A 23,576-nucleotide genomic window follows, 5' to 3' on the forward strand; every position below is an offset into this window, starting at 1 on the left:
TTCCAAGTGCTCCGCGACGTCGAGCCACGGTGCGAGACCCTGATCCCGACCAGCGGGTCAATCGGCGTCGACTTGTCCGCGGCTGGGGTGTCAGGCGTGGCTCCGCCGCCAGCGGAGACCGATCTCAGGAACCGGCTGTCCCCTGGCGTCGCGGAGGTGGTGGCTCGACGGGCCAACGCGGGGGAAGAGGTGACCTACCCCGCATACGACGGAAGCTCAGGTCAGCGGGCTGACCTGAGCTTCCGTGTCGTGCGCGCCTGTAGGGATTCGAACCCCAAACCTTCTGATCCGTAGGGATCAGAAGGGGCGTCCCATGCCGACCCGGCGCGCCCACGGCCGACACCTTGATGTGGCCAAGGTAGCAGGTCAGAGGTGTGTCTCATGCTGATCACGGGCTGGGGCGCGAGGGGTCGTGATGCGTCGTGAGAGTGGAATACTGCCTGGACCTTGGGCCGTATTTGGGCCGGGCTTTCATGTTCCTCAATGGGCACGGGCAGTGGCCACCCGGCTGCCCATTAGATCGGGCTGGCGACTTCGGATTCACAACAACGGTCGTAGGTCGCGATGTCAGATGGCTCCTGGCAGGCGTACGAGACGGCAATGGGGCGGCTGGCGCGGTCTTGGACGATGTGACATGGCTGCCCCGCGGCGGTGCGGTCTACACGCAGTGGATGGAGCTCAGCGACCTATTCGACGCGCCCCGTTTCGATCACATCGCTCCGGAGGACGCTCAGCGGGTGCTTCGACTTGCGGCAGAGAAAGAGAAATGGCTAGCCGGCGTAGCTCGGCGAACGAGAAGTCATTGGACTCGATGGTGCGACACGGACTTCTGGAGCGAGACATGGCCGGGTCGAGCTTTACGTCCCGAGTAGGTGCCCGACCATGCCGCGATCCGGACGGCGTGAGGAGGCGCTAATGCGCCGCTCGAGGGACACGAAATGGCGGCCCGGTGGTGTCGCGGCTCGTCGGGCCTCGGTCCAGGGCCCGGCGGCTGGTCGTCGACGACCTGAGTGCGAAGGCCAGCGACGCGACCAGTGGCGCCCCAGGTCCGCACAGCAGCCCCGCCCGCAGGCTCTCGCTCACGCCGAAGGAGGGCGCGAGGGCGGCGGACGTGACGAGGACCGCCCACGGCGCGGCGGCCAGCCCCGCGGCAATCGGCCCATTCCGTGCGCGACACGCGACAAGCAGGGCGAAGATCACCATCGGTACGACGTGGAACCACGGGTACGACGCCGGCGTTGCCTCGCCGGACGCGGCGCGGAAGCGCGCGAGCACGAGCACCTCCCCCACGACTCCGGCGGCGGCGAGGAATGCCAGCTGCCGCCGACCGGCCGAACGGTGCGAGCCTCGCCGGACCTCCCAGGCGTGCGCGGTGGCGCCAGCCGCGGGGGCGACGACGGCCAGCGAGACGGCGCTCACCTCGAGGTTGGTGAGCATCGTGTGCTCAGGAACCAGTGCGCCGAGCGTCGACCACATCGACCGCAGGATCGGCGCCGTCGCGAGGAAGCAAGCGTTGAGCACCATCCAAGCGCGGTGGGCGTCGCGGTCACCTCGGCGTGCCGCGGCGGCCCCTGCGGCGAGGGTGCCGATCGTGCTTGCTCCGAGGAGCCAGAGCTGCAGCCGGAAGGCGGCCTGCCCAGGCAGGTCGACATGCGGGGCGCGGGCCAGGAACACGAAGGAAGCCACCATGCTCAGGACCACCGCACCGGCGTAGGCCCGTCCGACCCGACGATGCAGCGCACCCGCCAGGTCGAGAGCACCGCGACGCGCACGCACGAGCACGACTGCCTGCACGAGCAGCAGGCACAGCGCCACCGCACCGAGCATCGTGTGCGCAAGGAGCGCCACCCGGTGGTCGACGTAGGCAGCCGTCCGCACAGCCGCGACCGAGCCGGAGCCCCAGGCATAGGCGTGACCTCCCAACCGGGCGTCCAGCTGCTCCTGGAGGCGCGGGAAGCCCGGCAGGATCGTGAACCACATCGACGTCGCTGCGAGCGGGACGTAGGCGAGGAGCACGAGCGCCAGCATCGCGAGGACGATCCGACGCAGCACGGCCGCAACCTAGCGGGATCCGACGAGCACGACCGGCTGGCGTCTCATCCCACGTCGCAGGCGCCGTCGCTCGTTCGGAGTGGTACCGCCCCACATGCCGTCCTGCGACTCGGTGGCGAGCGCGAGGTCGAGACAGGGCCTGCGGACGGCGCATTGCTGGCAGATCCGGCGAGCCTCCTCTAGCTGTGTCCGGGCCGACTCGCTCGTACCCGTCGGGAAGAAGAGATCGGGGTCCTCGAACCGGCACCGGGCGCGTGACGTCCAGTCGTCCATGGTTGACGTCCCCCTACGGAGCGATGCCGACGTACTTGGTGTCGAGGTACTCCTCGATCCCCTCCACGCCGCCCTCGCGGCCAAGACCGGACTGCTTGACGCCACCGAACGGAGCGGCCGCGTTCGAGATCACCCCCTGGTTGACGCCCACCATGCCGAACTCGAGTCGTTCCACGACGTCGAGGACGCGGGACAGGTCGCGTGAGAACACATACGACGCCAGCCCGTACGGCGAGGAGTTGGCGAGCCGGATCGCTTGGTCGGTGTCGGCGAAGGTGCCGACGGGCGCGATCGGGCCGAAGATCTCCTCCTGTGCGAACCCCGCGTCGCCAGGCGCACGCACGACCGTGGGCTCGAAGAAGTGCCCGTCGCCGGGGAGTGCGTGGCCGCCGGTGAGCACCTCGCCGCCGTCCGAGACCGCGTGGTCCAGCAGTCGTTCGGCCTTCGCGACGGCACGGGCGTCGATGAGCGGACCGACCTGGACGCCGGCTGCGGTGCCCGGCCCGACGACCAGGCTCGCCATGGCGGCGCTGAGTCGGCGGGAGAACTCGTCGGCGACGGACTCGTGGACCAGCATCCGGTTCGCGGCGGTGCAGGCCTGACCGACGTTGCGCATCTTCGCGTCCAGCGCTCCCTGGACCGCGGTGTCGAGGTCGGCGTCCTCGAACACGAGCAGGGGCGCGTTGCCGCCGAGCTCCATCGACGTGCGCAGCACCTGCTCGCTCGCGGCCGACAACAGCACCTTGCCGACCGCGGTGGATCCGGTGAAGGTGATCTTGCGCAGGCGCGGGTCGCGCAGCAGCGGCATCGTCGCGTCGCCGGCGCGGGAGGTCGTGACGACGTTCAGCACGCCCGGAGGAAGCCCGGCGTCCTGCATCAGGTCGGCGAACAGCAACGAGGTCAGCGGGGTCAGCTCCGATGGCTTGAGCACCATGGTGCAACCGGCGGCGACGGCAGGGGCGACCTTGCGCGTGGCCATCGCCAGGGGGAAGTTCCAGGGCGTGATCATCAGGGTCGGACCGACGGGCGCCTTCATGGTGAGCAGGCGGGAGGTTCCCTCGGGCGAGCGGCGCCAGGTCCCCGAGATCCTGGGTGCCTCCTCGGAGAACCAGCGCAGGAACTCGGCGCCGTAGCGGACCTCACCTGCCGACTCCGTCAACGGCTTGCCCATCTCGGACGAGATCAGCCACGCGATCTCGTCGGCGCGTCGGATCACCTCGTCGAAGGCGCGCCGCAGGATCTCGGCCCGCGAGCGGGGCGAGGTCGCGGCCCAGGCCGGCTGAGCCACGGCAGCCGCGTCCAGCGCGGCCACCATGTCGGCGGCGTCCCCGTCGGCGACCTCGACGAGCACCTTCCCGGTGGCCGGGTCCTCGACGCCGATGCGAGCGCCGGCGGCAGCATCGCGCCACTCCCCGCCGACCAGGACCCCGGTGGGGATCCTGGCCAGCAGGTCGTCAGCCCGTGTGCCCGCGGTCACGAGCCCACCGCGGCAGGCTCGGCGGCGGACCTCGGCGAGCGCTGGCTCACGAGCACGGCGCCGAGAACGGCGAGCGCAACGGTGACCGCGGGCGAGAGTGTCGCGAGCAGGGCGCTGCTCCCCTGCTCGAGGAGCGCGATGCCGACCGCTGCGGATCCGACCCAGATGACGAACAGGCCCGCCGACGGCTGGCGCCGAGCAAGGCTCGCTGCGTCGTCTCCGGCGCCGCGCAGCAGGACGTGGACCAGGACCACTCCGGTCCAGGCCATGATCAGCACGCCCTGGTAGGCGAGCGCCTCGAGCAGGTAGCTCAGCACGTCGGTCAGCATGAACAGGTAGGCAAGCGCACCGCAGATGAGGACCCAGGCGATGTGGGGCAGGCGGATGCCGGCGACCTTCTCCAGGACGACCTCGAGGTTGTTCGAGGCGAGGAAGTAGTTGGCGGTGTTGATCCGGGTCTGCGAGATGACGATCAGCAGGACCCCCGCCAGGCCGAGCGAGCCCGTGACACCCTGAACGACGCCGGTCTCCGTGCCCTCGACACCGTAGGCGTGGACGACGTACATCCCGACCAGGCCGTTGATCCCGAAGGTGCACAGGTAGAAGAACGGTCCGAAGGTGACCCGCTGGTGGAACCGGGTGTCCTCCGCCTTGCCGAGCGCGGCGAAGTCCATCGTGAACAGCATCATCACCCAGATGCCCATGTAGATCAGGTACGAGCCGACCCAGCCCGGAACGACCGAGTCAGGAGCGGTGACGCTGAGCCACCCGCTGGGGTAGCCGCGGTCGATCGAGCTCGCCACGACGAGAGCGACCAGTCCGATGCAGTAGAAGGGCAGCAGGAAGCCGTTGAGCCGGTCGAGCCAGTTCCGCACGCCGCCGAAGGCCAGTGGCAGGGCGTAGGCCACGCAGACGAAGTACCAGAGCTTGATGTCGCCTCCGAACCAGGTCTGCAGGGTCGCCGCGATCACCGAGCCCTCGAAGACGCCGTAGTAGAGCGCCGTGATGCCGATCAGCAGCGCCGCGAGCGTCGATCCGACACCGCCGAACAGGGCCTGCGAGATCCGTTCGACCGTGCTGCGGGTGCGCAGGGCGTAGGCCGCGAGGACGCGGTTGATCAGGCCGAAGGTCACGATCGCGAGCACCATCCCCACGAGGGTGCTTCGTGCGCCGTACGCCGCGGTCGATGCGGTGGCGACGTAGAGCCAGAACATGGCGCTGAACAGCGCCCACCAGGCCATGGTGAGCGACCATCGCCCTACCTGGGTCTCGTGGGCGGACTTCTCGATGTCGTGGATGTCGAGGGGCGGCATGACGGGTACCTCTTCTCGGGACGTGCGGTGTGCCTCCGAGGAGGGTGGCGGCGATGTGGCCTGGGCCACAGTGCGCCCGTTCGTACAAAATGGCGGACGGACCTGTCCAAGCCGCGCACTCACGACGGCACCACGCTCGACCAGCCTTGGACCATGACCACGCTTCGATCGCACGCCGTCCTGAACGTCCCCGCCGCCGAGGTCTGGGAGGTGATCCGCGACGTCTCTCGCATCGCCTCCTGGTTCCCGGCCATGTCCTCCTCCACCGGCGACGACCGGCACCGCGCGGTCGTGCTCGGCGACGGCAGCACCCTCGAGGAGGACATCGTCACCCTGGACGACACTCGGCGCCGACTGCAGTACCGCGCCGTCGGCGGCGATCTGCCGGTCACGTCGCACCTGGGCACGGTCGACGTCATCGACCTCGACGCCGACCGGACGATCGTCGTCTACAGCACCGAGATCGAGCCGGCCGAGCTGGCGCCGGCCTTCGACGCCGCGATCTCAGAGGCGGTCGCCGGGCTGGGCGGCTTCCTCGACCGTGGCTCGAGGAGGCAGGCCGCGACCGCTCACTCGTGAACGAGCTGCAGGGCGATCCACAGCTCTGCCCGGACGGTCGGGTCGTCGAGGTCGCGCTCGAGGGCGGTCGCCAGCTGCGACATGCGGTAGCGCAGCGTGTGGCGGTGGATGTCGAGTGCACTCGCCGAGGCGTCGGCACGCCCGTTGTTGGCCAGGAAGGTCCGCAGGGTCTGGACGAAGTCGACCTTCGAGCCCTTGTCGAGCGCGCGCAGCCCGGCGAGGGTCGCCTCGGCCCACGCGCGGGCGTCCGGACCGTCCAGGTGCCGCAGCAGGCCGGCGTCGGTGACGTCGCGGGCCTCGTACAGCCGGCCGGGGTCGTCGAGGGCGGCACGGAACACCGAGCGGACCCGGGCCCACGCGGCGGGAAGCTCAGTGGGGTCGGTCGAGTCGCTCACCGCCCCCCGGCCGTGCGGGACACGACGCAGGATCGCCTCCAGTGTGCGGGTGTCGCCCTCGGCCTCCGGGAGCAGGATGGCGACTCGTCCGGGACGGAGCTCGGCACTGAGGGTCACGATGCGGCGCAAGGCTTGGTCCTCCTCCGCCGTCTCGAGGAGCTCGGCGCCGTGGTTGCGCGGGACGCCGAGCAGCGCGACCCGCATCGGCCCATCGGGAACCGGGACCCGCAAGGTGGCTGCGGTCCGGCGGGCGCGCACGATGTCGCCGTCGAGCATCAGCTGGAGCACGGCGCGACGGTCGTTGCGCACCGCTTGTCGAGACTCGTCGGTGCGGCGCAGGTCCTCGGCCATCAGGTAGGTCGCCGTGTCGACCAGCGACCTCTCGATCGGATCGAGCGGCTCGGCGCGGCCGATGGCGAGGAAGCCACGCGCCCGCCCGGCGGTGACGACAGGGCGGATGGCGACGGACTCGCCCGGCATGGACACGGTGAGCGCCGAGAGCTGGTTCGCCGCCGTGAACCGGGTCAGCTCGGTCTGGATGCGCGGCAGGTGGGCACGGGCCGTCGCGGGGACCGACGAACGCAGTCCCCCGTGCTCGTCGAGCAGCAGCACCCAGCCGCCGACCGAGGACACCACCCGCTCGGCGATACCCCTGGTTCCGTGGCTCGCGACCGCGACGCGAACGAGCTCGCGGTGCGCATGGGCGACGGCCTCGACGTCAGCTGGCATGGATGCGGCATCCTCTCCACATGGGGTCGACCGGGTCCGAGCATTCCAGAGCCAGCGTCACATCGCACCCACCTCGATCCGAGGAGCACCCCATGGCGAGCACGTCGATCCTCCGGACTCTCGAGGACCGTCCCGGGCGTCCCACCATGTGGATCCGTCAGGCGGGGGACGACCAGGTCCTCGTCGAGTACGACATCACCGAGGAGGTGCTGTCGCTCAACTTCCGGGTGCACGCCCTCCTCCAGGAGCTGAGCGAGCACCCGGTCCCCGGAGTCCTCGAGACGTCGGCCGGGCTCCGTTCGGTGATGGTGACGTTCGACCCCGACGCCATCGACCGTGAGCGGCTGATGGACGACCTCACCGCTCGCGAGGCAGCCGCCGCGGACCTGACCTCCCTGGTGTTGCGGAGCAGGGTCCTCGAGCTGCCCATCGCCTTCGACGACGAGGCAACCCGCGACGCCGTCAACCGCTACCGGATCACGACCCGCATGGACGCACCGAACGTCCGCGACCGCGACAACGTCGACTACATCGTGCAGTACAACGGATTCGCGGACCGAGAGGCGTTCTTCGACAGGTTCCTGAGCACGATGTGGTGGACCGCGTCCATCGGCTACTTCCCGGGCCTTCCGTCCTTGCTCGCGCTCGACCCCCTGGCCCAGCTGTCGGCGCCGAAGTACAACCCCACCCGGATGTGGACGCCCGAGGGTGCCGTCGGCATCGGCGGCTCTGCGGTCGTCATCTACCCGATGGAGTCGCCGGGCGCCTACGAGCTGTTCGGACGTACCCTCCCCATCTGGCGACCGGTCACCGGTGACGTCGACGTCACCGAGCTCCAGGTCTTCCGGCCGTGCGACCGGGTCCGGTTCCGACGCGTCTCGGAGAGCGACCTGCGTAGCCTGCGTCTGCGCGCCTTCGAGGGCTCGTACCCGTGGCAGATCGTGGAGGAGGAGTTCGTGGTCGCCGACTACCTCGACGAGGTCGAGCGCACCCACGACGCGGCTGAGGTGGTGGCGCGGCACCGTCACGAGGCCGCAGAGGGAGTGGAGATCCCGTGAGCGCCGAGACCGTCGAGATCATCGACCCCGGGCTGCAGACCACGGTGCAGGCGTGGCCGGGACGACTCGGCCTGCGCGCCTTTGGCCACGCGGCCTCCGGACCGATGGACCACGTCTCCTTCCGGGCCGCGAACGCGCTGGTGGGCAACAAGCCCGGCGCACCCGGGCTCGAGGTTCCGATGATCGACCTCAGTATCGCCCTGCTGCACGACACCCAGGTCGCGGTGACGGGGCCCGACGGCGTGCGCCTGCTCCACAACGACACCGAGGCGCCGATGTGGGAGACCCTCGACGTGAGGGCCGGAGACGTGTTGACCACCGTGAACACGAACGGGCCGGGGTTTCGCGTGTACGTCGCGGTCGCAGGCGGCATCGACGTCCCCGAGGTGCTGGGGTCGGCTGCGACGTCGTTGGTCTCGGGCATCGGCGGAGTGGAGGGGCGTGCTCTCGGCCGCGGCGACCTGCTCCGCTGCCACGGCGGCCCCAAGGTCGCGCGGCGCCGTCTCCCCGAGTCCATGCGGCCCCGGTTCACCACCGACTGGGAGGTCGAGGTCATCCAGGGCCCGCACGGCCAGCCCGACTTCCTGACGGCCGAGGACTGGGAGACGCTCACCGGCACGACCTGGCGCGTCGACCTGAACTCCGACCGCATCGGGACCCGTCTGCACCCCCACCGCTTCACCTGGACGCGCAGCGACGCGGGCGTGTGGGGAGGCCATCCGTCGAACCTGCTCGACACCAGCTATCCCGCGGGCGGCGTGCTCGCCAACGGCGACGTCCTCACGATTCTCGGGGCCGACAGCAACACGTCAGGGGGCTTCGCGGTCGTGGCGACCGTGCCGCGCTGTGGCCTGTGGAAGGTCGGCCAGGTCCGCCCCGGGCGCGACCGCCTCCGGTTCCGCGAGGTGACCTACGACGAGGCCAGGGCGCTCAACGGCCGCGTGGACTTCTCCATCGACCCCGCGCGCATGACCGGCAAGGGCTGAGCGAGAGCCGAAGCGGCCCGACCGGAGGTTTCCGATCGGGCCGCTTCAGGTGGACCTGCGCCGACTCAGCCGGCAAGGACCGCGCGCACCTCGTCGAGGTTCTCGCGCGCTTGCGCCCGCGCCTTCAGGGCATCGTCGAGGGTGACCGGTACCAGCCGAGTGACCGTGCCCGGAGCACACTGGCCGACCAGGTCGAGATCGACGCTGACCACCGTGCCGACCTGGGCGTAGCCGCCGCCCGAGACAGCGTCGCGGTGCAGCACGATCGGCTCCGATCCGCTCGGGACCTGGATCGACCCGATCGGGTACCCGGCGTCGACGATGTTCGAGGGATCCGAGCCGGCCCCGAACGGCTGCTCCCGCTCGATGAAGTCGAGCTGCGGTCCCTGGTAGCGAAAACCCGTCCGGTCGGCGACCGGGGTGAGCTTCCAGTCGGACTCGACGAGGAGGTCACGCGAGTGCTCCGAGAGCCGGTAGTCGTAGAGCCCGAGCACCACCCGCAGGTCGACCTCCCGGCTCCACGTCGGGAAGTACCGCTCGGGCAGGGTGCGGAGCGGCTGGTCCTCCACCGGCACCCCGCCAGCCTCGCCGACGGGAAGCCGGTCGCCGGCGACGAGGGCCCGGCCGTCGTGACCTCCCAGTCCACCCAGGACGTAGGTCGAGCGGGAGCCGAGCACGGCCGGCACGTCGATCCCACCGGCGACCGCGATGTAGACACGGGCTCCGGCGGTCACGAAGCCGAGCGAGAGCACGTCGCCCGCCCCGACCCGCACGGCCGACCAGCTGGGGCGCTCCTCGCCGTTAACCAGGACCTGAGCGCTCGCGCCGGTGACGGCCACCACGGCAGGGCCGTCGAAGGACAGCTTGGGGGCGAGGTACGGCGCCTCGAGCAACGCCGCCGTCTCCGGGTTGCCCACCAGCAGGTTGGCGATCCGTGCGGAACGCTGGTCGAGCGCACCCGACGGCGGGATGCCGACGTTGTAGGCACCGGTACGGCCGAGGTCCTGGACCGTGGTGGCCAGGCCGGGTTCAACAACCTCAACGAACATCGAGGGCTCCCAACAGGTCGGCGTTGTAGGCGTCGGGGTCGGCGAGGAAGGACTGCAGCTCGAACTCGACGTCGACGATCCGGTAGACGCTCTCCCCCCGGTCGACCGCGGCCTCCAGCTCGCGGTACTCCCCCTCGCGCACCGGACGGAACTTCACGATGTCTCCGGGCCGGAACAGCACCATCGACTCGGCGAACACCTCGTGCCCCTGCGCGGGGTCGTAGATCGGCAGCGGGGTGAGCCCGAACATCTGGTACCCGCCGGCACCCTTGACCGAGTAGATGCAGGCGAAGCAGCCACCATGACCGACGGTGAGGCGCGGGGTCTCGGTCCGCGGCCGCAGGTACTTGGGCAGCTCGATCTGTCGTTCCTGCGGCACCATCTGGAACATGAACGGCAGGCCCGCCACGAACCCGACCATCGAGACGATCCACGGCGAGCCCGAGTGCCGCTCGACGAACTCCTCGACGCTCGCCAGGCCGAGCTCGGCCATGGCGTACTCGAGGTCGGTGCCCTCCGGTCGCTGGTGACGGTCGCGGAACTTCGCGCCGACCTCGCGGGTGAACGGGTCGTCGTACCAGACCGGGATCTCGATCAGCCGGGTCTTGATCGACGGCGACTCCTCCTGACCGACGGACGCCTCGATGTCCCGGACCGTGCGCTCGAGCAGCTCGGGCTCGAGTCGGTCGGGGTCGAACCGGATGAGCAGGGAGGCGTTGGCCGGACAGATGTCCCAGATCCCGTCGAGGCCCTGGGCAGCGAGGGCCGAGCTGATGGCCATCGCCTTGAAGTTGGCCGCGAGGCTCATCTCCTCGTCGATCTGGACGACGAGGTGCTCGTCGGCCCCCCAGGAGTAGCGGCTCTCACCCATCGCAGACTCCGTGTCCGAGCCGCTCCTGCTCCGCCATCCAGCCCTCGAGCCAGGTGGTGTGGTAGTTGCTCTTGCGGAACTCGTCGGTGTCGATGATCGCCTTCACGAACGGTGCGGTGGTGACCACGCCCTCCACCGTCAGCTCGCGCAGCGCGCGGTCGAGACGTGCGATCGCACGGTCGCGGTCCTCGGCCCACACGATGACCTTGCCGATCATCGAGTCGTAGTAGGGACTGACGACCGAGTTCGCGACGAACCCGCTGTCGACCCGCACGAACGGACCCGCGGGTACGTCGAACCGGGTGATCCGCCCCGGGCTCGGCATGAAGCCGTTCGCGGCGTTCTCGGCGTTGATCCGCACCTCGATCGCGTGCCCACGGGGCACCAGCTCCTCCTGGGTGAAGGACAGCGGCATGCCGGAGGCGACCTTGAGCTGCTCGGCCACGAGGTCGCGGCCGTAGACCATCTCGGTGACGGGGTGCTCGACCTGGATGCGCGTGTTCATCTCGATGAAGTAGAACTCGGCGCGCTCCTCGTCGTACAGGTACTCCACCGTGCCGGCGCCGGTGTAGGCGACCGACTGCGCCAGCCGCACAGAGGCGCCGGTCATCTCGGCGAGGACCTCCGCCGGCACGTCGATGTCGCCGGCCTCCTCGACGACCTTCTGACGGCGGCGCTGCATCGAGCAGTCCCGCACACCGAGGTGTACCGCACGCTCGCCGTCACCGAAGACCTGGACCTCGATGTGCCGGGCTCGAGGGACGAAGCGCTCGATGTAGACCGCGCCACTGCCGAAGGCCGCTCGGGCCTCGGCCTGCGCGGTCGAGATGGCACCGGCGAGCTCCGACTCCTCCTGAACGACCCGGATGCCGCGACCACCACCGCCGGCTCCGGCCTTGATGGCGAGCGGGTACCCGATGACTTCGGCCACCGCCAGGGCTTCGGTGAGGTCGTGGACTTCGCCGTCGGAGCCGGGCACGGTGGGAACACCGGCCGCCTGGGCGCTGGCTCGCGCCGCGACCTTGTCACCCATCTGGCGGATCGCGGCGGCGTCGGGGCCGATCCAGGTGACGCCCGCCGCGGCCACCGCCTCGGCGAAGTCGGCGTTCTCGCTGAGGAACCCGTAGCCGGGGTGGACGCCGTCGGCACCCGACTCCTTGATGGCCTCCAGGAGCGCCGGGACGCTGAGGTAGCTGGCTCCGGCCGGTGCCGGGCCGATGTGGATCGCCTCGTCGGCGACCTTGCGGTGGACGGCGTTCTTGTCCGCCTCGCTGTAGACGGCCACGGTCGCGATGCCGAGCTCGCGGGCGGCCCGGGCGATGCGGACCGCGATCTCGCCGCGGTTGGCGATGAGGACCTTGCGCATCGCGCTCACCCTTCCTTCACCACGGCGATGGTGGCGCCGGGCTCGACCATGCCGAGGTCGTCGATCTCGAAGCTGAGGACGCCCGCGGCCTCGGAGCGGATCTCGGTGAACTGCTTCATGATCTCGACGAGTCCGATCACCTGGCCCTGGTCGACCGTTCCGCCGTCCTCGACGAACGGCGGCTCGCCGGGGGACGGACAGCGGTAGAAGACACCGGGGAGGGGCGATGTCACGGCGTGCTCGCTCATGCTGGTTCCTCTCAGATCGCAGACGGGGTGTGGGAGTCGATGACAGCCCGGACGGCCTCGGTGACCTCGACCGCGTTGGGGGTGTCGGAGTGGACGCAGACGGAGTCGACCCGCATCGGGAAGTCCTCGCCGGTGTCCGCGGTCGCGAGTCCCTCGGTCAGCGCCTTGAGCGCGCGGGCGCGGGCCTCCTCGACAGGTGTGGCCCGCGGACGGCGGGCGATGATCAGGCTGCCGTCGGCGCGGTAGCCGAGGTCGACGTAGAACTCGGCGACGAAGGGGACGCCGCGCTTGTCGGCGACGCGCTCGTGGGCGGTGCCGGCCATGCCGAACACCGGGACCTCGTACTGAACCGCGACATCACAGATGGCGTCCATGATCTCCTCGTCGCGGGCCGCCATGCCATACAGCGCGCCGTGCGGCTTGATGTGGTCGAGCGGGAGCCCCTCGGCGTCGAGGAAGCCGACCAGCGAACCGACCTGGTAGCGGACGATGTCGGCGGTCTCGTCGCGCTGGAGCTTCATCTCGCGCCGGCCGAAGCCGACCAGGTCCGGCAGGCCGGGGTGGGCGCCGACCGTGATGCCAGCGGCGGCGGCCTTCTGGACGGTCTCCCGGATGCCCGTGGGGTCGCCGGCGTGGAAGCCGCACGCGACGTTCGCGGTGTCGATGAGCTTGACCAGCGCGTCGTCGTGGCCGAACGAGTGGATGCCGAAGGCTTCGCCCATGTCGGAGTTGAGGCTGACCATGGTTGTTCTCCTTGCGTGGTGGTGGGTCGGTGGCCGGCTCAGCTGCCCGGCGCGGAGGTGTCCTCGGAGGAGCTGTCCGCGGGCGCGTCCTCGGGGTCGTTCTCGTACTCGTACTCGTCGCAGAACAGGTAGCCGTTGCGGCCCCAGTCCTCGCGGGAGACGTCGGTGAAGATGAAGTTGATGGTCTCGGGCTTGCACTTGGCGATCCGGCTGACCTCACGGGTCAGCACCTCGGCCAGCTCGCGCTTCTGCTCGAGGGTGCGGCCGGGGAACATGTCGATGCGGATGAACGGCACGTGTCCTTCTCCTACTTCAGTGGTCGGTGAACGGCGGTCGGCGGGTCGGTTCAGGAGTGGGCGATGCGCGGGGTGTCGCCATCGGGGTCGACGTACACGTCGTCGCCCTCGACGCGGACCGGGTAGCGGGCGATCTCGGTGTGGCCGGGGTTGATGCCCTTGCAGGTGCGCAGGTCGAACTGCCACAGGTGGGCCTTGCAGGTGAGCTCTGCGCCGTCGAGCTCGCCCTCGACGAGCTCGATCTGCTGGTGCGGGCAGATCGCCTGCGTGGCGACCACCTCACCGCCGTCGAGGTGGGCGACGAGGATCTCCTTGTCGCCGACCTCGAAGGACTCCATGTCGCCTTCCCACAGGTCGTCCAGGGTGGTCACGAGCTGGAATGCCATCGGTCTTGTCTCCCTCGGTTCGGTCAGAAGAATCGGTCGTAGTGGATCTGGTCGACGGGAACCTTGAGCTCGCGCACCAGGAGCCGGGTCACGGCGTCGGTCATAGGCGGCGGGCCGGCGACGTAGATGTCGCGATCGACGAGGTCCGTCAACCCGGCGGCCGCGACGGCCTCGTGGACGAAGCCGCGCGCTCCGTCCCAGTCGTCGGGCGCCTCGTCGGAGACGACGTCGACCAGGGTGATCTCGGCGAGCCGGTCGGCGACCTCGGTGACGAACTCGCCGGCGCACAGGTCGCGAGGCGCCCGGCCGCCGTAGAAGAAGTCCAGCCGACGCTCGCTTGCGTCGGCGGCCGCTGCGAGCCCCCGCGCAATGGAGACCATCGGTGCCAGCCCGGATCCGCCGGCGATGCACACGACGTCGCGTCCGGTCGCCTTGAGGTGGGCGTGTCCGTAGGGGCCGTCGACCTCGATGGCGTCGCCGAGCGCGATCTCGTCGACGAAAGCGCCCGACTCGGCGCCGCCCGGAACCCGTTTGATGTGGAACTGCCACACACCGGTGCCGGGCGTGTTCGCCATCGAGTACGCCCGCTCCTCGCCTCCGGGCCGGCGCAGCATCGCGTACTGCCCGGGAAGGAAGTCGGCGTCGAGGGCCAGGCTCAGCTCCCGCAGGTCGTGCGTGAGCATCCGTTCGGCCACGACCTCGCCGACCCGACGAGCGGGGAGCGACAGGCCGGCGTGGAAGGGGTCGACCGGGTCGATCAGCAGGCTCACCGTGCAGTCCGACTGCGGCACTGACTGGCAAGCGAGGAGCCGCCCCTTGCGACGGTCCCGGTCGGTGAGGCCGGCAGGCGCATCCTGCACCTGCCGGACCTCACCCTCGGTGAGCGTGAACTTGCAGCTTCCGCAGCCACCGCTGTTGCACTCGTAGGTCGCCGGGACGCCTGCGCGCAGGGCGGCCCGCAGCAGGGAGTCCCCGTCCGTGCAGGTGAACTGGTGGGCTTCGCCGTCGCGTACGTGGAAGATACGGGTGGCGACCTCCGAGTGGGTCATCGGCTCAGCCCCGCAGCGGAAGGGAGCTTCGGAACGTGCGGGCAGCGGCGATCGCGTTGCTCGCGGCGTCCGGGTTGTCCAGCAGCTCCGAGCAGAAGGCCTCGATCGCAGCGTCGGCGAGCGGCACCCAGGTGTCGATCCACCGCTCGATGACGAGCACGTTCTCCGGACGCTGAGCCATGTGCCGGACCAGCTCGACCGACCAGCGCCGGGACCGCTCGCTGTCGCGCAGGGCTGCTTCGGCGGTGAGGGCGAAGAGCGTGTCCCCCTGACGACGGGCGCTGATGCCCTGCTGACGCCAGAACGCCTCGTCGATGGCCGGCTTGGCGACGAGGTTGAGGGCGACGAACGCCTCGGCCCAGTCGCGGGTCGCCAAGACGCACTCCAGCAGCTCGCGGAAGCGCTGCCAGGCCGGCAGCTCCTGCCAGTGAGCTCGCTCGGCGGTACCGAGACCCACGTCCGGATGCGTCTGGGAGAGCTCGGCGGTGCGGTACGCGACGTGCGAGAGCCAGCGCAGCTGGTCGGCGGACTGGAAGGCCGCACAGTTGCTGATCGTGCTCGCCGGCGACATGTGGACGAGGTAGGCACTGGCCATCTGCACGGTGTGCAGGAGGTAGCGACCCGGCGCGTAGTGCGCTGCGAGGCTGCGGACCCACTCGGCGTCGAGGCCCTTGTCGTGCTCCTCCTCGTTGTGCTGGTCGAGCAGGCCCTCGACGTAGGTCTCCTGCCCGTCCTGGAGGATGTTGTAGGTCCGGTAGACCAGCTCGTCGGGATCGCGGAACCCGTCCCAGTCGTCGTGCTGGACGGCGCTGCCGTTGCGGTAGGTGCGGTACCAGTCGGCCATGGGGCCTTCGTGGGCGACGTCCCACGGCTGCTCCTGGTCCCGCATGTGCCACAGCAGGTTGGTCGAGACGATCTCGTACTCGCTGGGCTTGCGACGGCGGGCCGCCAGGTGACTCCAGGTCTTGAGCGGCCGGAGGGCCACGGGAGCGGTCGTCATGAGGGAACCTCCTGGGTGCTGGGCTCGGTGGTGGCGGGCTGTTGCGCCAGCCAGAAGCGGAACTGCTCGGTGCCGGTCTCGATGCGACCGACGAAGGACGGCATGCTGACCTCGAGGTCGCGCATGTTGAACGGCCGGCCGAGCTGGTCCTCGATCGTGGTGCGGCGCAGGATGCACTCGCCGCCGTCGACCTCGATGCGGACGTACGACCCGCGGTTGCGGACGTCGACCCGCTTGCCCTCGTTGTCGATCCGGACCGCCTCGGCGACGGCCTCGGCCAGCTCACCGGCCTGGACCACCGGTCCGACCGGGTCGGTGATGGGCGTCGATTCGTTGCTCATCGTCGAGCTCCTCACTCGAAATAGAACTCGACCGTGTCGGTCGGTCCCAGGCCGGTCTCGGACAGCTTCATGTCCAGCGGGTACGGGTCGGCGGCTCCCTCGGCGCGGGCACGGATGACCTTGCCCGGCTGGTCGGGGACGTGGACGCCGACCGAGTGCTCGGCCGCTGCGGCCGCCACGGCGGCCATGGTGTCGTCGGTGTCGACGGGAACGAGCTTGAGCACGAAGTCGCCGTCGAACTTGGAGGAGATGGGGAACAGTGCCATGTCGTCGTCCTCTCAGCCTGCCGGCGCCAGGGCCGTCTTGTACGCCTCGAGCCAGGCATAGTTGTGTGCGTCGTCGCCGCCGGGGCTGACCACGCCAAGGCCCATGTACTCCAGGACGCCGTCGAGGTTGGCGGGCTGGATCTCGCCGCCCAGGAAGCGGTCGATGAGGTTCTTGTGGTGCTTGTAGCGCTCCGGGTCCTGCTCGAAGATCCACTTGTCCACCTCGGAGGCGAAGTGGTACTTGCGGCCCTCGAAGACGATGCTCGTGTCCTTCAGCGAGCGACCGGGGGTGCCGACGATCGGCAGCTGGGAGACGTTGCAGATCATCGGGAGCGTGCCCGGCACGGTCTTCTCGGGCCGGCCGCTGACGAAGTTGTCGATCATGACGTCCCAGACCTTGCCGAAGGTGTCGTTCCAGCCTGGGTACTTCTCCTCCAGCCAGTCGCGCTCCTCCGGGCTCACGCCGGCGGCGGGGTTCCACCACAGGGTGGGGCGCCACGAGTAGGTGCCGAGGTGCTGGCCGTGGTGGTGCTCGTCGAGGTCGCGCAGGAAGATGTCCCAGTACCAGGGCTTCGAGAGCCCGAGGTCCTCGATGGACTTCATGAACTGGGTGACGATCCACTCCTCCATGAACTCCTTGAAGGACGACTCGCGGACCTCGAGCGGGACGTAGTAGTCCATCGGGATGCCGGAGAGGATCGTGAACAGGCGGTAGGAGCGCCAGAACGCGATGTCGATGAGGTTCTGGGCCTTGGCCTTCTGCCCGTTCTCGATCATCATCTGCAGCAGCGGGGTGCCGAGCTGTGCGTGGCGGGCCTCGTCGGACTGGATGGACTGGATCAGCTTGGAGAAGGTGAAGTCGCCCGCGTTGGCGGCGTCGCCCGAGAGGCCGATGAACTGCAGGTTGGTGAAGCCCGTCTCGAAGGCGAAGTTCGCCGAGATGGAGGTCTCCGCCGCGCCACGGGTCATCAGCATGTCGTCGAAGAAGTGCCGGGCACCGAGCGCGACCCAGTTGTTGGACCACATCATCTGGTGCGACCAGTCGAACTGGCGGTCTTTGCTGACGTACTCGTGGGGGAAGTACAGCTGGATCTGCCCGTGCCGCATCTCGTCGAGCATCCCGAAGGTGGCCATGTTGCGCATGCCGGGGGCCTTGGACCAGCGAACGTAGCGGGCCTCCTGGAAGGAGGCGCCGTACTCGACGAGCGCGACGGCGGCGTAGTGCTCCTTGAGGATGCTGACCCAGCCGGGATCGGCGTTGTTGTACAGGTCGGCGCGCTCGAGCGCGGCCTTGACCGAGTAGGCGCCCTCGTCCTTCTGTCGCTGGACGTCGACGTACTCGCGGTAGGTGACCTTGTACGGCTCGTCGTAGGTCGACCAGACCTCGGCCGGGATGCCTTCGCCGCCGGACATCTCGGGCGGGAACAGCTCGTCCTCGCTGATGTAGGAGGGAGTCCACTCGGTCGACCGCGCCAGGTCGTACCAGGCGCTCCGTTCCAGTAGTGCCATGTCAGTTGTCTCCTGTTGGTTGGGCTGGATCAGCTGCCGTGGAAGCTGCCGAGGGGGCCTTCGCCGCCCGGGTAGCAGAAGGTGATGCTCGGGGAGTAGAAGCCGAAGGTGACCTGCAGCGGGTCGGCCGGCCGGAAGGCGTACAGCTCGTGCTCCGGGTCGAGGAACTCGAGGGAATCAACGACGAAGCCGCTGGCGAAATCGGCGACGAAGGGATAGCGGCCGCTGGTGAAGCCGTCGCCCTCGCCGCGGGTGATGTAGCGCAGCTGGCCGGTGGAGCGGACCGTCGGGCCGTCGTCGATGCTCGCGACGGTGCGGATGACCGGGCGCTCGTCGAGGTAGGTCGTCGCCTCCACGCGGCCGTCGCTCACCTCGAGGGTCGTGCGCCCGACGCCCGTCGGAACACCGCGTTCGGCCGCGTAGCGGTTCATCGCCTCGGAGCTGTTGTAGTAGTGCGTCCACCACCGCGCCGGCACACCCGCCTCGGTGTCGAGGCCGGCGAGGTCCGCGCCCAGGTAGGTGAGGGAGTAGGCGCCGAAGGCGTCCACCGGCTCCGCACCGTTGGAGGTCTGTGCGCCGTCCTGGACGACGTACTGGTTGAGGTAGACCGCACCGTCGGCCCGAGGCGTGAGGCCCTCGGGAACCAGCTTGGCGACGGTGTCGGGGTCCGCCGGGATCCAGACCAGGTACAGCATCTGGCTGTCGAAGATCAGCTGCGGAGCGTGGAGTGCGCTGGCCATGTCTCTCCCTGTCGTGTGCGATGGGCGCTGCGAGTGGCTTCACTCTCGTGGCGCGCGTCACACGGGAAGATGCGCGTTCTGTACAAGTTGGCGCAGTCGCTTGGACATTCGGGCAACCGCAACCGCGGGGTGCGCGGTCGGGCCAACATCCGCGATGAGGATGGCCAAGGTGAGCAGCGCGCAGGGTGGCATCGCGGGTCTCCACTGGAGCTCCACCGCACGACCACCGAGGTGATCTCGATGAGCAACCACTCCGATTCAAACCCCAACGGCTCGCGTCCGTTGCAGGAGGCCGGCTCCACGGCGCTTCAGCTGATTCGCGCCGAGCTGGTGCGGCTTGCGTCGCGCGAGGACCGGCTCGCCGCTGAGGAAGCAGTCCGGGCGGCGTATTGGGAGGCGACCCCGCCGTCCGTCATCAGCCGCCGACTCGCGGCCACGATCCTGCGCGAGGCGGCCGAGCAACTCTCGACCGCACCCTCGCCGTCCTTGGCTCGACCGCTCACCACCGGGTGGTCGCGATGACCTGGCAGACGGTCACGGTGCCGGTCACCGCCCTGGTGGCAGAGCTGGCTCGGATCCGGGGCGCGGGCGGTACCGTCACGCATTGCTGCCGTGCCGGAAACTGTTGCCTGGTGACCTGGTTCTCGGTCGGTTGAGTCAGGCAGCGACCCGGGCGGCGATCGCCCGGAACGCCTCCAGGTCGGCACGGCTCCTGACCTCGTCGACCGGCAGCGGCCAGCTGGAGAGCTTCACGCCGACGACGTCCCTGGCGCGGTCGACGTAGACCATCTGGCCGTGGATGCCCAGGCACAGGACGACGTCACCACCGGCGGCCGGTGACCAGAACTGGCCGCGGTAGCTGCCTCCGGCCAGGCCGTGGTCGTGGTCGGCGGCGGCGAACGCAGATGCGGAGTCGGATCCGCCGCGGAAGAGGTCGTCGATCCAGGCAGCAGGGACGACCTGCTCGCCGATGAGGGACCGCCCGCCGGCGGCGACGAGGGCGCCGAGGCGGGCGAGGTCGCGCGGGGTGGCGCAGATGCCGCCGTCGTACATGCTGGTGCCGACCGGGTCGACGGTGACGTACGCATCGTGTGCGGCGCCGATGCGCGACCAGAGCAGGTCGGAGGCCAGCTCGGGGAAGGGTGCTCCGCCGGCGGCTTCGCAGACCAGGCCGAGTGCGTCGGTGATCGCGCTGCTGTAGGCGAACGGCCCGCCGTGCGGACGGTCGCTGCTCAGCTCGGCGAGGAAGGCTCGGAGGTGGGCGGGGGATCGTGGTCCGCGTGCGGCCCAGCCGACGGACTCGTCGAGGCGGCGGACCTCGGAGGCCGGGTTGAGGTAGTCCTCGGAGAAGCGGATGCCGACGCGCATGTCGAGCAGGTCTCGAACGGTCGATCCGTCCCACCCGGTGCCCGCCAGGTCCGGGAGGTACGACGTCACGAGGGCACCCTCGTCGAGCCGGCCCTGCCCGCAGAGGATGCCCGCGACCAGACCCACGACCGACTTGCTGACCGACATCAGGAGGTGCCGGGTCGCCGGTGTCATGGTGCCGGCGTACTCCTCGGCCGCGACGGCGCCGCGGTGCAGGACCAGCCAGGCATCGGTGTGCTCCATCGGCACCGACAGTCCCCCGAGGTCGGCCTCGGCCACGGGGAGCGGGATCTCCGCACCCCGGAAGATGGTGGCGACGGGTAAGAGGTCCGCCATGTGCTGGAAGGACCAGCGCAGGTGGGCGGGCTGCTGCCAGTTGCCGGTGGTCACACCGGGCACGTGACCTCCCCGCGGTGCGTGACCCGTCCGCCCGAGACCGTCAGCCGGATCGGGGCCTCCGCGACCTCGTCGGCCGGCGCGTCGACCGGGTCGAGCGTGAAGGCGGTGAGGTCGGCGCGGCAGCCGACCGCGATCCGCCCGGCGTCGGCGGTGGTGCCGTCGGCGACGGCGGCGTGGGTCGTCATGCCCTCCAGGGCCATCAGGCCGGTGAGCGCCTGCTCCGGCGTGACCGGGGCGTCGCTCGTGCCGGGGCGGCGGCGCAGGCGGGCGTACCCGAGGACCTCGCGGGCGTCGTACCCGGCGATGGGCCAGTCGGAGCCGAGCACGAGCACTCCCCCGGCGTCGCGCACGTCGCGGCACACCCAGGCGCGCGCGGCACGGTCGGCGCCGAGCCGGGTCGCCCACTCGTCGGTGAGGTCGGCGCGCGTGTAGCCGGTGTGCGAGGGCTGCATCGAGGCCACGAGGCCGGCCTCCACGAGGCGGCGAACGTCGTCGAGGGGCAGCGTCTCCAGGTGCTCGACCCGGTGCCGCACACCGCCCGTGTCGACGCCGGTCAGCGAGTCGATCACGTGGCGGACGCCGGCGTCGCCGATGGCGTGGGTCGCGGTCTGCACCCCGGCGGCGGCGAAGTGCCGGACTGCGCGGGTGTACGCCGCCGGGTCGCGCCAGAAGGCGTCGGTGCCCTGTCCGTGGCAGTCGGCGTGCTCGAGCCACGCGGTGCCGCCCTCGACCGTGCCGTCGATGAAGAACTTCACCCCGGCCACGGCCCAGCGGCGGCCGCGGCGGCCCTGGAGCGCGTCGATGGCGGCGAGGTCGTCCTCGGGCATGCACCACGGCATCACCCGCAGTCGTACGGCGAGCTCGCCGTGCGCCTCCGCGTCGGCGAGCGCGGCCAGGGCGTCGCCCTCCGCGTCCATCATGGTCGCGCCGGTCAGGCCGGTCGCAGCCATCCCGTCGAGCACCGCCTGCAGGCGCGAGCGCAGCTCCGCAGCAGGCATCGGCGGTACGACGTCGCGCACCACCCCCATCGCGGCGTGCTCGAGCAGCAGTCCGGTCGGGCGCCCGGCGTCGTCGCAGACGATCTCCGCGCGCTGCTCGAAGCGGCGCGGCCCGGTGACGCCGGCCCGGCGCAGCGCCTCGCTGCTGACGAGGGCGGAGTGACCGTCGTACAGGACGACGAGGACGGGGAGCCCGGGCAGCACCTCGTCGAGCACGGCGTTCGTGATCGGGGCGCCTCCGAAGGCGTTGTGGTCGAGTCCGAAGCCGGTCACCCAGCCGTCGGCGCCCGGGCCTGCACCGGCCAGGGCGGCCCGCAGGTCCGCGAGGTCGCGGCAGGCCGACAGGTCGACGCCGACGAAGGCGGTCGCGCCGAGCAGCGGGTGGGCGTGAGCGTCGACCAGACCCGGCGTGGTGACGGCGCCACCGAGGTCGACGACCTCGGTCCCTGCGCCGCGCATGGCGAGGGCGTCGTCGTCCAGGCCGACGATCCGGTCGTCACGGACTGCCACGGCGTGCGCGGTCGGTCGGGCGGGGTCGAGGGTGCGGACCGTCGTACCGACGAGGAGCAGGTCTGCGCTCATGCGGACACCTCCGCCGTCTCGCAGGAGGACGCGACGGCGTCGAAGGCCTCGCGGCGGTTGCGCCGGAGCCACGTCGCCCAGGCCAGGCCGAGCAGGCAGGTCACCGGGATGGTGAGCAGCAGGACCTGGTTGACGGCGCCGGTGGTGCCGGTCAGGAACGAGATGTTCTTGGCGGAGAGCACGATCGCGAGCAGCATCAGCCCGGCCGAGACGACCGGCGCCACGACGGTGCGCCAGGCCCCCTCGCCGGTGGCACGCTTGCGGAAGTAGGCGACGACCGAGATCGCCGCGGCCACCTGCAGCAGCAGGATGCCGAAGATGCCGGGCGTGTTCACCCAGATCAGCAGCTGCGTGTAGGGGTCGGCCTTCGCGATCGCGAAGCCACCGACGATGGCGAGGGACAAGGCGGTCTGCACCAGACCGGCGACGTACGGCGCGCGGGTGCGTGGGTGCACCTTGGCGAGGACGGCCGGGAGCAGGCCCTCGTCGGCGATGGCGAGCGAGTAGCGGGTCACGGCATTGTGGAAGGCGACCAGGCTGGCCACGACGCTGGTCGCGATCAGCAGGTGCATCGCGGTGGTGAACCAGCTGCCGAGGTAGGTCTCGCCGGCGACGAAGAACATGCCGACGCCGTTGGTGGTCGCGGCCTCGACGGCGCCGCTCGCGCCGAAGGCCTGGACGATGCTCCACACGATGAAGGCGTAGGTGCCGGCCAGGATCGCGACCGCGAGGTAGGTCGCGCGGGGGATGGTGCGGCGGGGGTCGCGGGTCTCGCGGCGGTAGATCACGGTGGCCTCGAAGCCCATGAAGGCGGCGAACGCGGTGGGGAGGATGACCGTCATCGGCTGGACGAACATGTTCCCGGGGGCGAAGGAGTCGAGCCCCAGGCCCTCCTTGCCACCGCCCTGCACGACGATGGCGACGGCGAGGACCAGCAGGAGCGCGGTCTCCGCAGTGAGCAGCACCGCGAGGAACTTCGCGCCGAAGTCCACGCTGCGGAAGCCGACGTACCAGACGATCGCGATGCAGGCGAGCGCGTAGACCCACCACGGCTGGTCGATACCGAACACCTCGACGAAGGTGCCCTGGATGGCGACGCCGGCGAGGCCGTAGACGCCGATCTGGAGCGCGTTGTAGGACACCAGGGCGACCAGCGCGGAGATCACGCCGGCGGTGCGCCCGAGCCCGACAGCGATGTAGGAGTAGAAGGCGCCGGCGTTGTCGATGTGCCGCGACATCGTCGTGAAGCCGACCGCGAAGATCGCGAGCGAGATGCCCGCGAAGACGTACGCCGAGGGCGCACCGATGCCGCCGATCATCAGGGCGAGCGGCGCGACGCCGACCATCACCATGAGCGGCGCGGCCGCGGAGACGACGATGAAGACGAGGTCGCTCGTGCCGAGGGCGTTGGCCTTGAGGCCAGGCCCGGAGCCGTGCTCCGTGCTCGCTGGGGAGGTGGTGGACATCTGGTGCTCCTTTTATTGAAACCGTTTCGATTTTGAT

At 70.1% G+C, this 23,576-nt stretch carries 25 protein-coding genes; 4 read left to right on the top strand and 21 right to left on the bottom strand.

Going from position 1 to position 23,576, the window contains the following annotated elements; genetic code table 11:
* Positions 1–912: 912 nt before the first annotated feature.
* Genes AB4880_RS12785 through AB4880_RS12800 form a run of 4 tightly spaced genes read right to left on the bottom strand, consistent with a single transcriptional unit; the run spans position 913 to position 5,115 of the window.
* Positions 913–2,052 (bottom strand): DUF2306 domain-containing protein, encoded by a 1,140-nt coding sequence (locus tag AB4880_RS12785; protein ID WP_367919594.1) that lies wholly within the window; start codon positions 2,050–2,052, stop codon positions 913–915.
* Between the two features lie 9 nt (positions 2,053–2,061).
* Positions 2,062–2,325 carry a WhiB family transcriptional regulator gene (locus AB4880_RS12790; protein WP_179729359.1) on the bottom strand — a complete coding sequence of 88 codons (264 nt, stop codon included), beginning with the start codon at positions 2,323–2,325 and terminating at the stop codon, positions 2,062–2,064.
* Between the two features lie 13 nt (positions 2,326–2,338).
* A complete protein-coding gene (locus AB4880_RS12795) occupies positions 2,339–3,802 on the bottom strand; it encodes an NAD-dependent succinate-semialdehyde dehydrogenase (RefSeq protein WP_367919595.1) in 1,464 nt (487 codons plus the stop codon).
* The gene (locus tag AB4880_RS12800) at positions 3,799–5,115 is read right to left on the bottom strand and encodes a purine-cytosine permease family protein (RefSeq protein ID WP_367919596.1); all 1,317 of its coding nucleotides are present in this window, start codon (positions 5,113–5,115) and stop codon (positions 3,799–3,801) included. The genes AB4880_RS12795 and AB4880_RS12800 overlap by 4 nt, the downstream gene beginning before the upstream one ends.
* A 153-nt stretch (positions 5,116–5,268) precedes the next feature.
* On the opposite strand from AB4880_RS12800, the gene AB4880_RS12805 reads away from it, so the two are divergent.
* Entirely contained in the window at positions 5,269–5,694 is a 426-nt protein-coding gene (locus tag AB4880_RS12805; RefSeq protein ID WP_367919597.1) for an SRPBCC family protein, read from the top strand.
* On the opposite strand, the gene AB4880_RS12810 is transcribed toward AB4880_RS12805, so the two are convergent.
* Complete coding sequence (locus tag AB4880_RS12810) at positions 5,685–6,818, bottom strand: PucR family transcriptional regulator (protein WP_367919598.1); 1,134 nt, start codon at positions 6,816–6,818, stop codon at positions 5,685–5,687. The genes AB4880_RS12805 and AB4880_RS12810 overlap by 10 nt on opposite strands.
* 92 nt (positions 6,819–6,910) lie before the next feature.
* On the opposite strand from AB4880_RS12810, the gene AB4880_RS12815 reads away from it, so the two are divergent.
* Complete coding sequence (locus AB4880_RS12815) at positions 6,911–7,876, top strand: 5-oxoprolinase subunit B family protein (RefSeq protein ID WP_367919599.1); 966 nt, start codon at positions 6,911–6,913, stop codon at positions 7,874–7,876.
* Positions 7,873–8,862 carry a 5-oxoprolinase subunit C family protein gene (locus tag AB4880_RS12820; protein ID WP_367919600.1) on the top strand — a complete coding sequence of 330 codons (990 nt, stop codon included), beginning with the start codon at positions 7,873–7,875 and terminating at the stop codon, positions 8,860–8,862. Before AB4880_RS12815 ends, AB4880_RS12820 begins: the two co-directional genes overlap by 4 nt.
* A gap of 65 nt (positions 8,863–8,927) precedes the next feature.
* On the opposite strand, the gene AB4880_RS12825 is transcribed toward AB4880_RS12820, so the two are convergent.
* Genes AB4880_RS12825 through AB4880_RS12885 form a run of 13 tightly spaced genes read right to left on the bottom strand, consistent with a single transcriptional unit; the run spans position 8,928 to position 18,726 of the window.
* Positions 8,928–9,911 (bottom strand): 5-oxoprolinase subunit C family protein, encoded by a 984-nt coding sequence (locus AB4880_RS12825; protein WP_367919601.1) that lies wholly within the window; start codon positions 9,909–9,911, stop codon positions 8,928–8,930.
* Positions 9,901–10,782: a 5-oxoprolinase subunit B family protein gene (locus AB4880_RS12830; protein ID WP_367919602.1), complete on the bottom strand. Its 882-nt coding sequence runs from the start codon at positions 10,780–10,782 to the stop codon at positions 9,901–9,903. The genes AB4880_RS12825 and AB4880_RS12830 overlap by 11 nt, the downstream gene beginning before the upstream one ends.
* Positions 10,775–12,148, bottom strand: coding sequence for an acetyl-CoA carboxylase biotin carboxylase subunit (locus AB4880_RS12835; protein WP_367919603.1), 1,374 nt, complete (start codon positions 12,146–12,148; stop codon positions 10,775–10,777). Before AB4880_RS12835 ends, AB4880_RS12830 begins: the two co-directional genes overlap by 8 nt.
* Positions 12,149–12,153: 5 nt before the next feature.
* Positions 12,154–12,396, bottom strand: coding sequence for an acetyl-CoA carboxylase (locus tag AB4880_RS12840; protein ID WP_367919604.1), 243 nt, complete (start codon positions 12,394–12,396; stop codon positions 12,154–12,156).
* 11 nt (positions 12,397–12,407) lie between these two features.
* Positions 12,408–13,139: a 5-oxoprolinase subunit PxpA gene (gene pxpA / locus AB4880_RS12845; RefSeq protein WP_367919605.1), complete on the bottom strand. Its 732-nt coding sequence runs from the start codon at positions 13,137–13,139 to the stop codon at positions 12,408–12,410.
* A 38-nt stretch (positions 13,140–13,177) separates the two neighbouring features.
* Positions 13,178–13,435: a tautomerase family protein gene (locus AB4880_RS12850; RefSeq protein ID WP_367919606.1), complete on the bottom strand. Its 258-nt coding sequence runs from the start codon at positions 13,433–13,435 to the stop codon at positions 13,178–13,180.
* Positions 13,436–13,485: 50 nt separating this feature from the next.
* A complete protein-coding gene (locus AB4880_RS12855; RefSeq protein WP_179729346.1) occupies positions 13,486–13,821 on the bottom strand; it encodes a monooxygenase system ferredoxin subunit in 336 nt (111 codons plus the stop codon).
* Between the two features lie 23 nt (positions 13,822–13,844).
* A complete protein-coding gene (locus AB4880_RS12860; RefSeq protein WP_367919607.1) occupies positions 13,845–14,870 on the bottom strand; it encodes a 2Fe-2S iron-sulfur cluster-binding protein in 1,026 nt (341 codons plus the stop codon).
* Positions 14,871–14,874: 4 nt separating this feature from the next.
* On the bottom strand, positions 14,875–15,870 hold the full coding sequence (locus tag AB4880_RS12865) for a ferritin family protein (RefSeq protein WP_367919608.1): 996 nt from the start codon (positions 15,868–15,870) through the stop codon (positions 14,875–14,877).
* Positions 15,867–16,211 carry an MmoB/DmpM family protein gene (locus tag AB4880_RS12870; RefSeq protein ID WP_179729343.1) on the bottom strand — a complete coding sequence of 115 codons (345 nt, stop codon included), beginning with the start codon at positions 16,209–16,211 and terminating at the stop codon, positions 15,867–15,869. The genes AB4880_RS12865 and AB4880_RS12870 overlap by 4 nt, the downstream gene beginning before the upstream one ends.
* A gap of 11 nt (positions 16,212–16,222) precedes the next feature.
* Complete coding sequence (locus AB4880_RS12875; protein ID WP_179729342.1) at positions 16,223–16,477, bottom strand: toluene-4-monooxygenase system B family protein; 255 nt, start codon at positions 16,475–16,477, stop codon at positions 16,223–16,225.
* Between the two features lie 12 nt (positions 16,478–16,489).
* Positions 16,490–17,986, bottom strand: coding sequence for a YHS domain-containing protein (locus tag AB4880_RS12880; RefSeq protein ID WP_367919609.1), 1,497 nt, complete (start codon positions 17,984–17,986; stop codon positions 16,490–16,492).
* A 29-nt stretch (positions 17,987–18,015) separates the two neighbouring features.
* Positions 18,016–18,726, bottom strand: coding sequence for a hypothetical protein (locus tag AB4880_RS12885; protein ID WP_367919610.1), 711 nt, complete (start codon positions 18,724–18,726; stop codon positions 18,016–18,018).
* A gap of 69 nt (positions 18,727–18,795) precedes the next feature.
* Between AB4880_RS12885 and AB4880_RS12890 the strand changes: the two genes are divergently transcribed.
* Positions 18,796–19,248, top strand: a complete 453-nt coding sequence (locus tag AB4880_RS12890; RefSeq protein ID WP_367919611.1) for a hypothetical protein — start codon at positions 18,796–18,798, stop codon at positions 19,246–19,248.
* A gap of 135 nt (positions 19,249–19,383) precedes the next feature.
* Here the strand turns inward: AB4880_RS12890 and AB4880_RS12895 are convergent, their stop codons facing one another.
* Genes AB4880_RS12895 through AB4880_RS12905 form a run of 3 tightly spaced genes read right to left on the bottom strand, consistent with a single transcriptional unit; the run spans position 19,384 to position 23,539 of the window.
* Positions 19,384–20,493, bottom strand: a complete 1,110-nt coding sequence (locus AB4880_RS12895) for a serine hydrolase domain-containing protein (protein ID WP_367919612.1) — start codon at positions 20,491–20,493, stop codon at positions 19,384–19,386.
* Positions 20,481–22,073: an amidohydrolase gene (locus tag AB4880_RS12900; protein WP_367919613.1), complete on the bottom strand. Its 1,593-nt coding sequence runs from the start codon at positions 22,071–22,073 to the stop codon at positions 20,481–20,483. Before AB4880_RS12900 ends, AB4880_RS12895 begins: the two co-directional genes overlap by 13 nt.
* Positions 22,070–23,539 (bottom strand): APC family permease, encoded by a 1,470-nt coding sequence (locus AB4880_RS12905; RefSeq protein ID WP_367919614.1) that lies wholly within the window; start codon positions 23,537–23,539, stop codon positions 22,070–22,072. The genes AB4880_RS12900 and AB4880_RS12905 overlap by 4 nt, the downstream gene beginning before the upstream one ends.
* Between the last annotated feature and the right edge of the window lie 37 nt (positions 23,540–23,576).

It is taken from the genome of Nocardioides ginsengisoli (genome assembly GCF_039537225.1).
Classification (GTDB): domain Bacteria; phylum Actinomycetota; class Actinomycetes; order Propionibacteriales; family Nocardioidaceae; genus Nocardioides; species Nocardioides ginsengisoli.

Excerpts from the sequence above, each read along its gene's own strand:
- AB4880_RS12905 (WP_367919614.1), bottom strand. The coding sequence starts at position 23,539 with ATGTCCACCACCTCCCCAGCGAGCACGGAGCACGGCTCCGGGCCTGGC.
- AB4880_RS12815 (WP_367919599.1), top strand. The coding sequence starts at position 6,911 with ATGGCGAGCACGTCGATCCTCCGGACTCTCGAGGACCGTCCCGGGCGT.
- AB4880_RS12825 (WP_367919601.1), bottom strand. The coding sequence starts at position 9,911 with ATGTTCGTTGAGGTTGTTGAACCCGGCCTGGCCACCACGGTCCAGGAC.
- AB4880_RS12800 (WP_367919596.1), bottom strand. The coding sequence starts at position 5,115 with ATGCCGCCCCTCGACATCCACGACATCGAGAAGTCCGCCCACGAGACC.
- AB4880_RS12855 (WP_179729346.1), bottom strand. The coding sequence starts at position 13,821 with ATGGCATTCCAGCTCGTGACCACCCTGGACGACCTGTGGGAAGGCGAC.
- AB4880_RS12875 (WP_179729342.1), bottom strand. The coding sequence starts at position 16,477 with ATGGCACTGTTCCCCATCTCCTCCAAGTTCGACGGCGACTTCGTGCTC.
- AB4880_RS12885 (WP_367919610.1), bottom strand. The coding sequence starts at position 18,726 with ATGGCCAGCGCACTCCACGCTCCGCAGCTGATCTTCGACAGCCAGATG.
- pxpA (WP_367919605.1), bottom strand. The coding sequence starts at position 13,139 with ATGGTCAGCCTCAACTCCGACATGGGCGAAGCCTTCGGCATCCACTCG.
- AB4880_RS12790 (WP_179729359.1), bottom strand. The coding sequence starts at position 2,325 with ATGGACGACTGGACGTCACGCGCCCGGTGCCGGTTCGAGGACCCCGAT.
- AB4880_RS12835 (WP_367919603.1), bottom strand. The coding sequence starts at position 12,148 with ATGCGCAAGGTCCTCATCGCCAACCGCGGCGAGATCGCGGTCCGCATC.
- AB4880_RS12900 (WP_367919613.1), bottom strand. The coding sequence starts at position 22,073 with ATGAGCGCAGACCTGCTCCTCGTCGGTACGACGGTCCGCACCCTCGAC.
- AB4880_RS12880 (WP_367919609.1), bottom strand. The coding sequence starts at position 17,986 with ATGGCACTACTGGAACGGAGCGCCTGGTACGACCTGGCGCGGTCGACC.
- AB4880_RS12810 (WP_367919598.1), bottom strand. The coding sequence starts at position 6,818 with ATGCCAGCTGACGTCGAGGCCGTCGCCCATGCGCACCGCGAGCTCGTT.
- AB4880_RS12840 (WP_367919604.1), bottom strand. The coding sequence starts at position 12,396 with ATGAGCGAGCACGCCGTGACATCGCCCCTCCCCGGTGTCTTCTACCGC.
- AB4880_RS12870 (WP_179729343.1), bottom strand. The coding sequence starts at position 16,211 with ATGAGCAACGAATCGACGCCCATCACCGACCCGGTCGGACCGGTGGTC.
- AB4880_RS12865 (WP_367919608.1), bottom strand. The coding sequence starts at position 15,870 with ATGACGACCGCTCCCGTGGCCCTCCGGCCGCTCAAGACCTGGAGTCAC.
- AB4880_RS12830 (WP_367919602.1), bottom strand. The coding sequence starts at position 10,782 with ATGGGTGAGAGCCGCTACTCCTGGGGGGCCGACGAGCACCTCGTCGTC.
- AB4880_RS12860 (WP_367919607.1), bottom strand. The coding sequence starts at position 14,870 with ATGACCCACTCGGAGGTCGCCACCCGTATCTTCCACGTACGCGACGGC.
- AB4880_RS12890 (WP_367919611.1), top strand. The coding sequence starts at position 18,796 with ATGCGCGTTCTGTACAAGTTGGCGCAGTCGCTTGGACATTCGGGCAAC.
- AB4880_RS12805 (WP_367919597.1), top strand. The coding sequence starts at position 5,269 with ATGACCACGCTTCGATCGCACGCCGTCCTGAACGTCCCCGCCGCCGAG.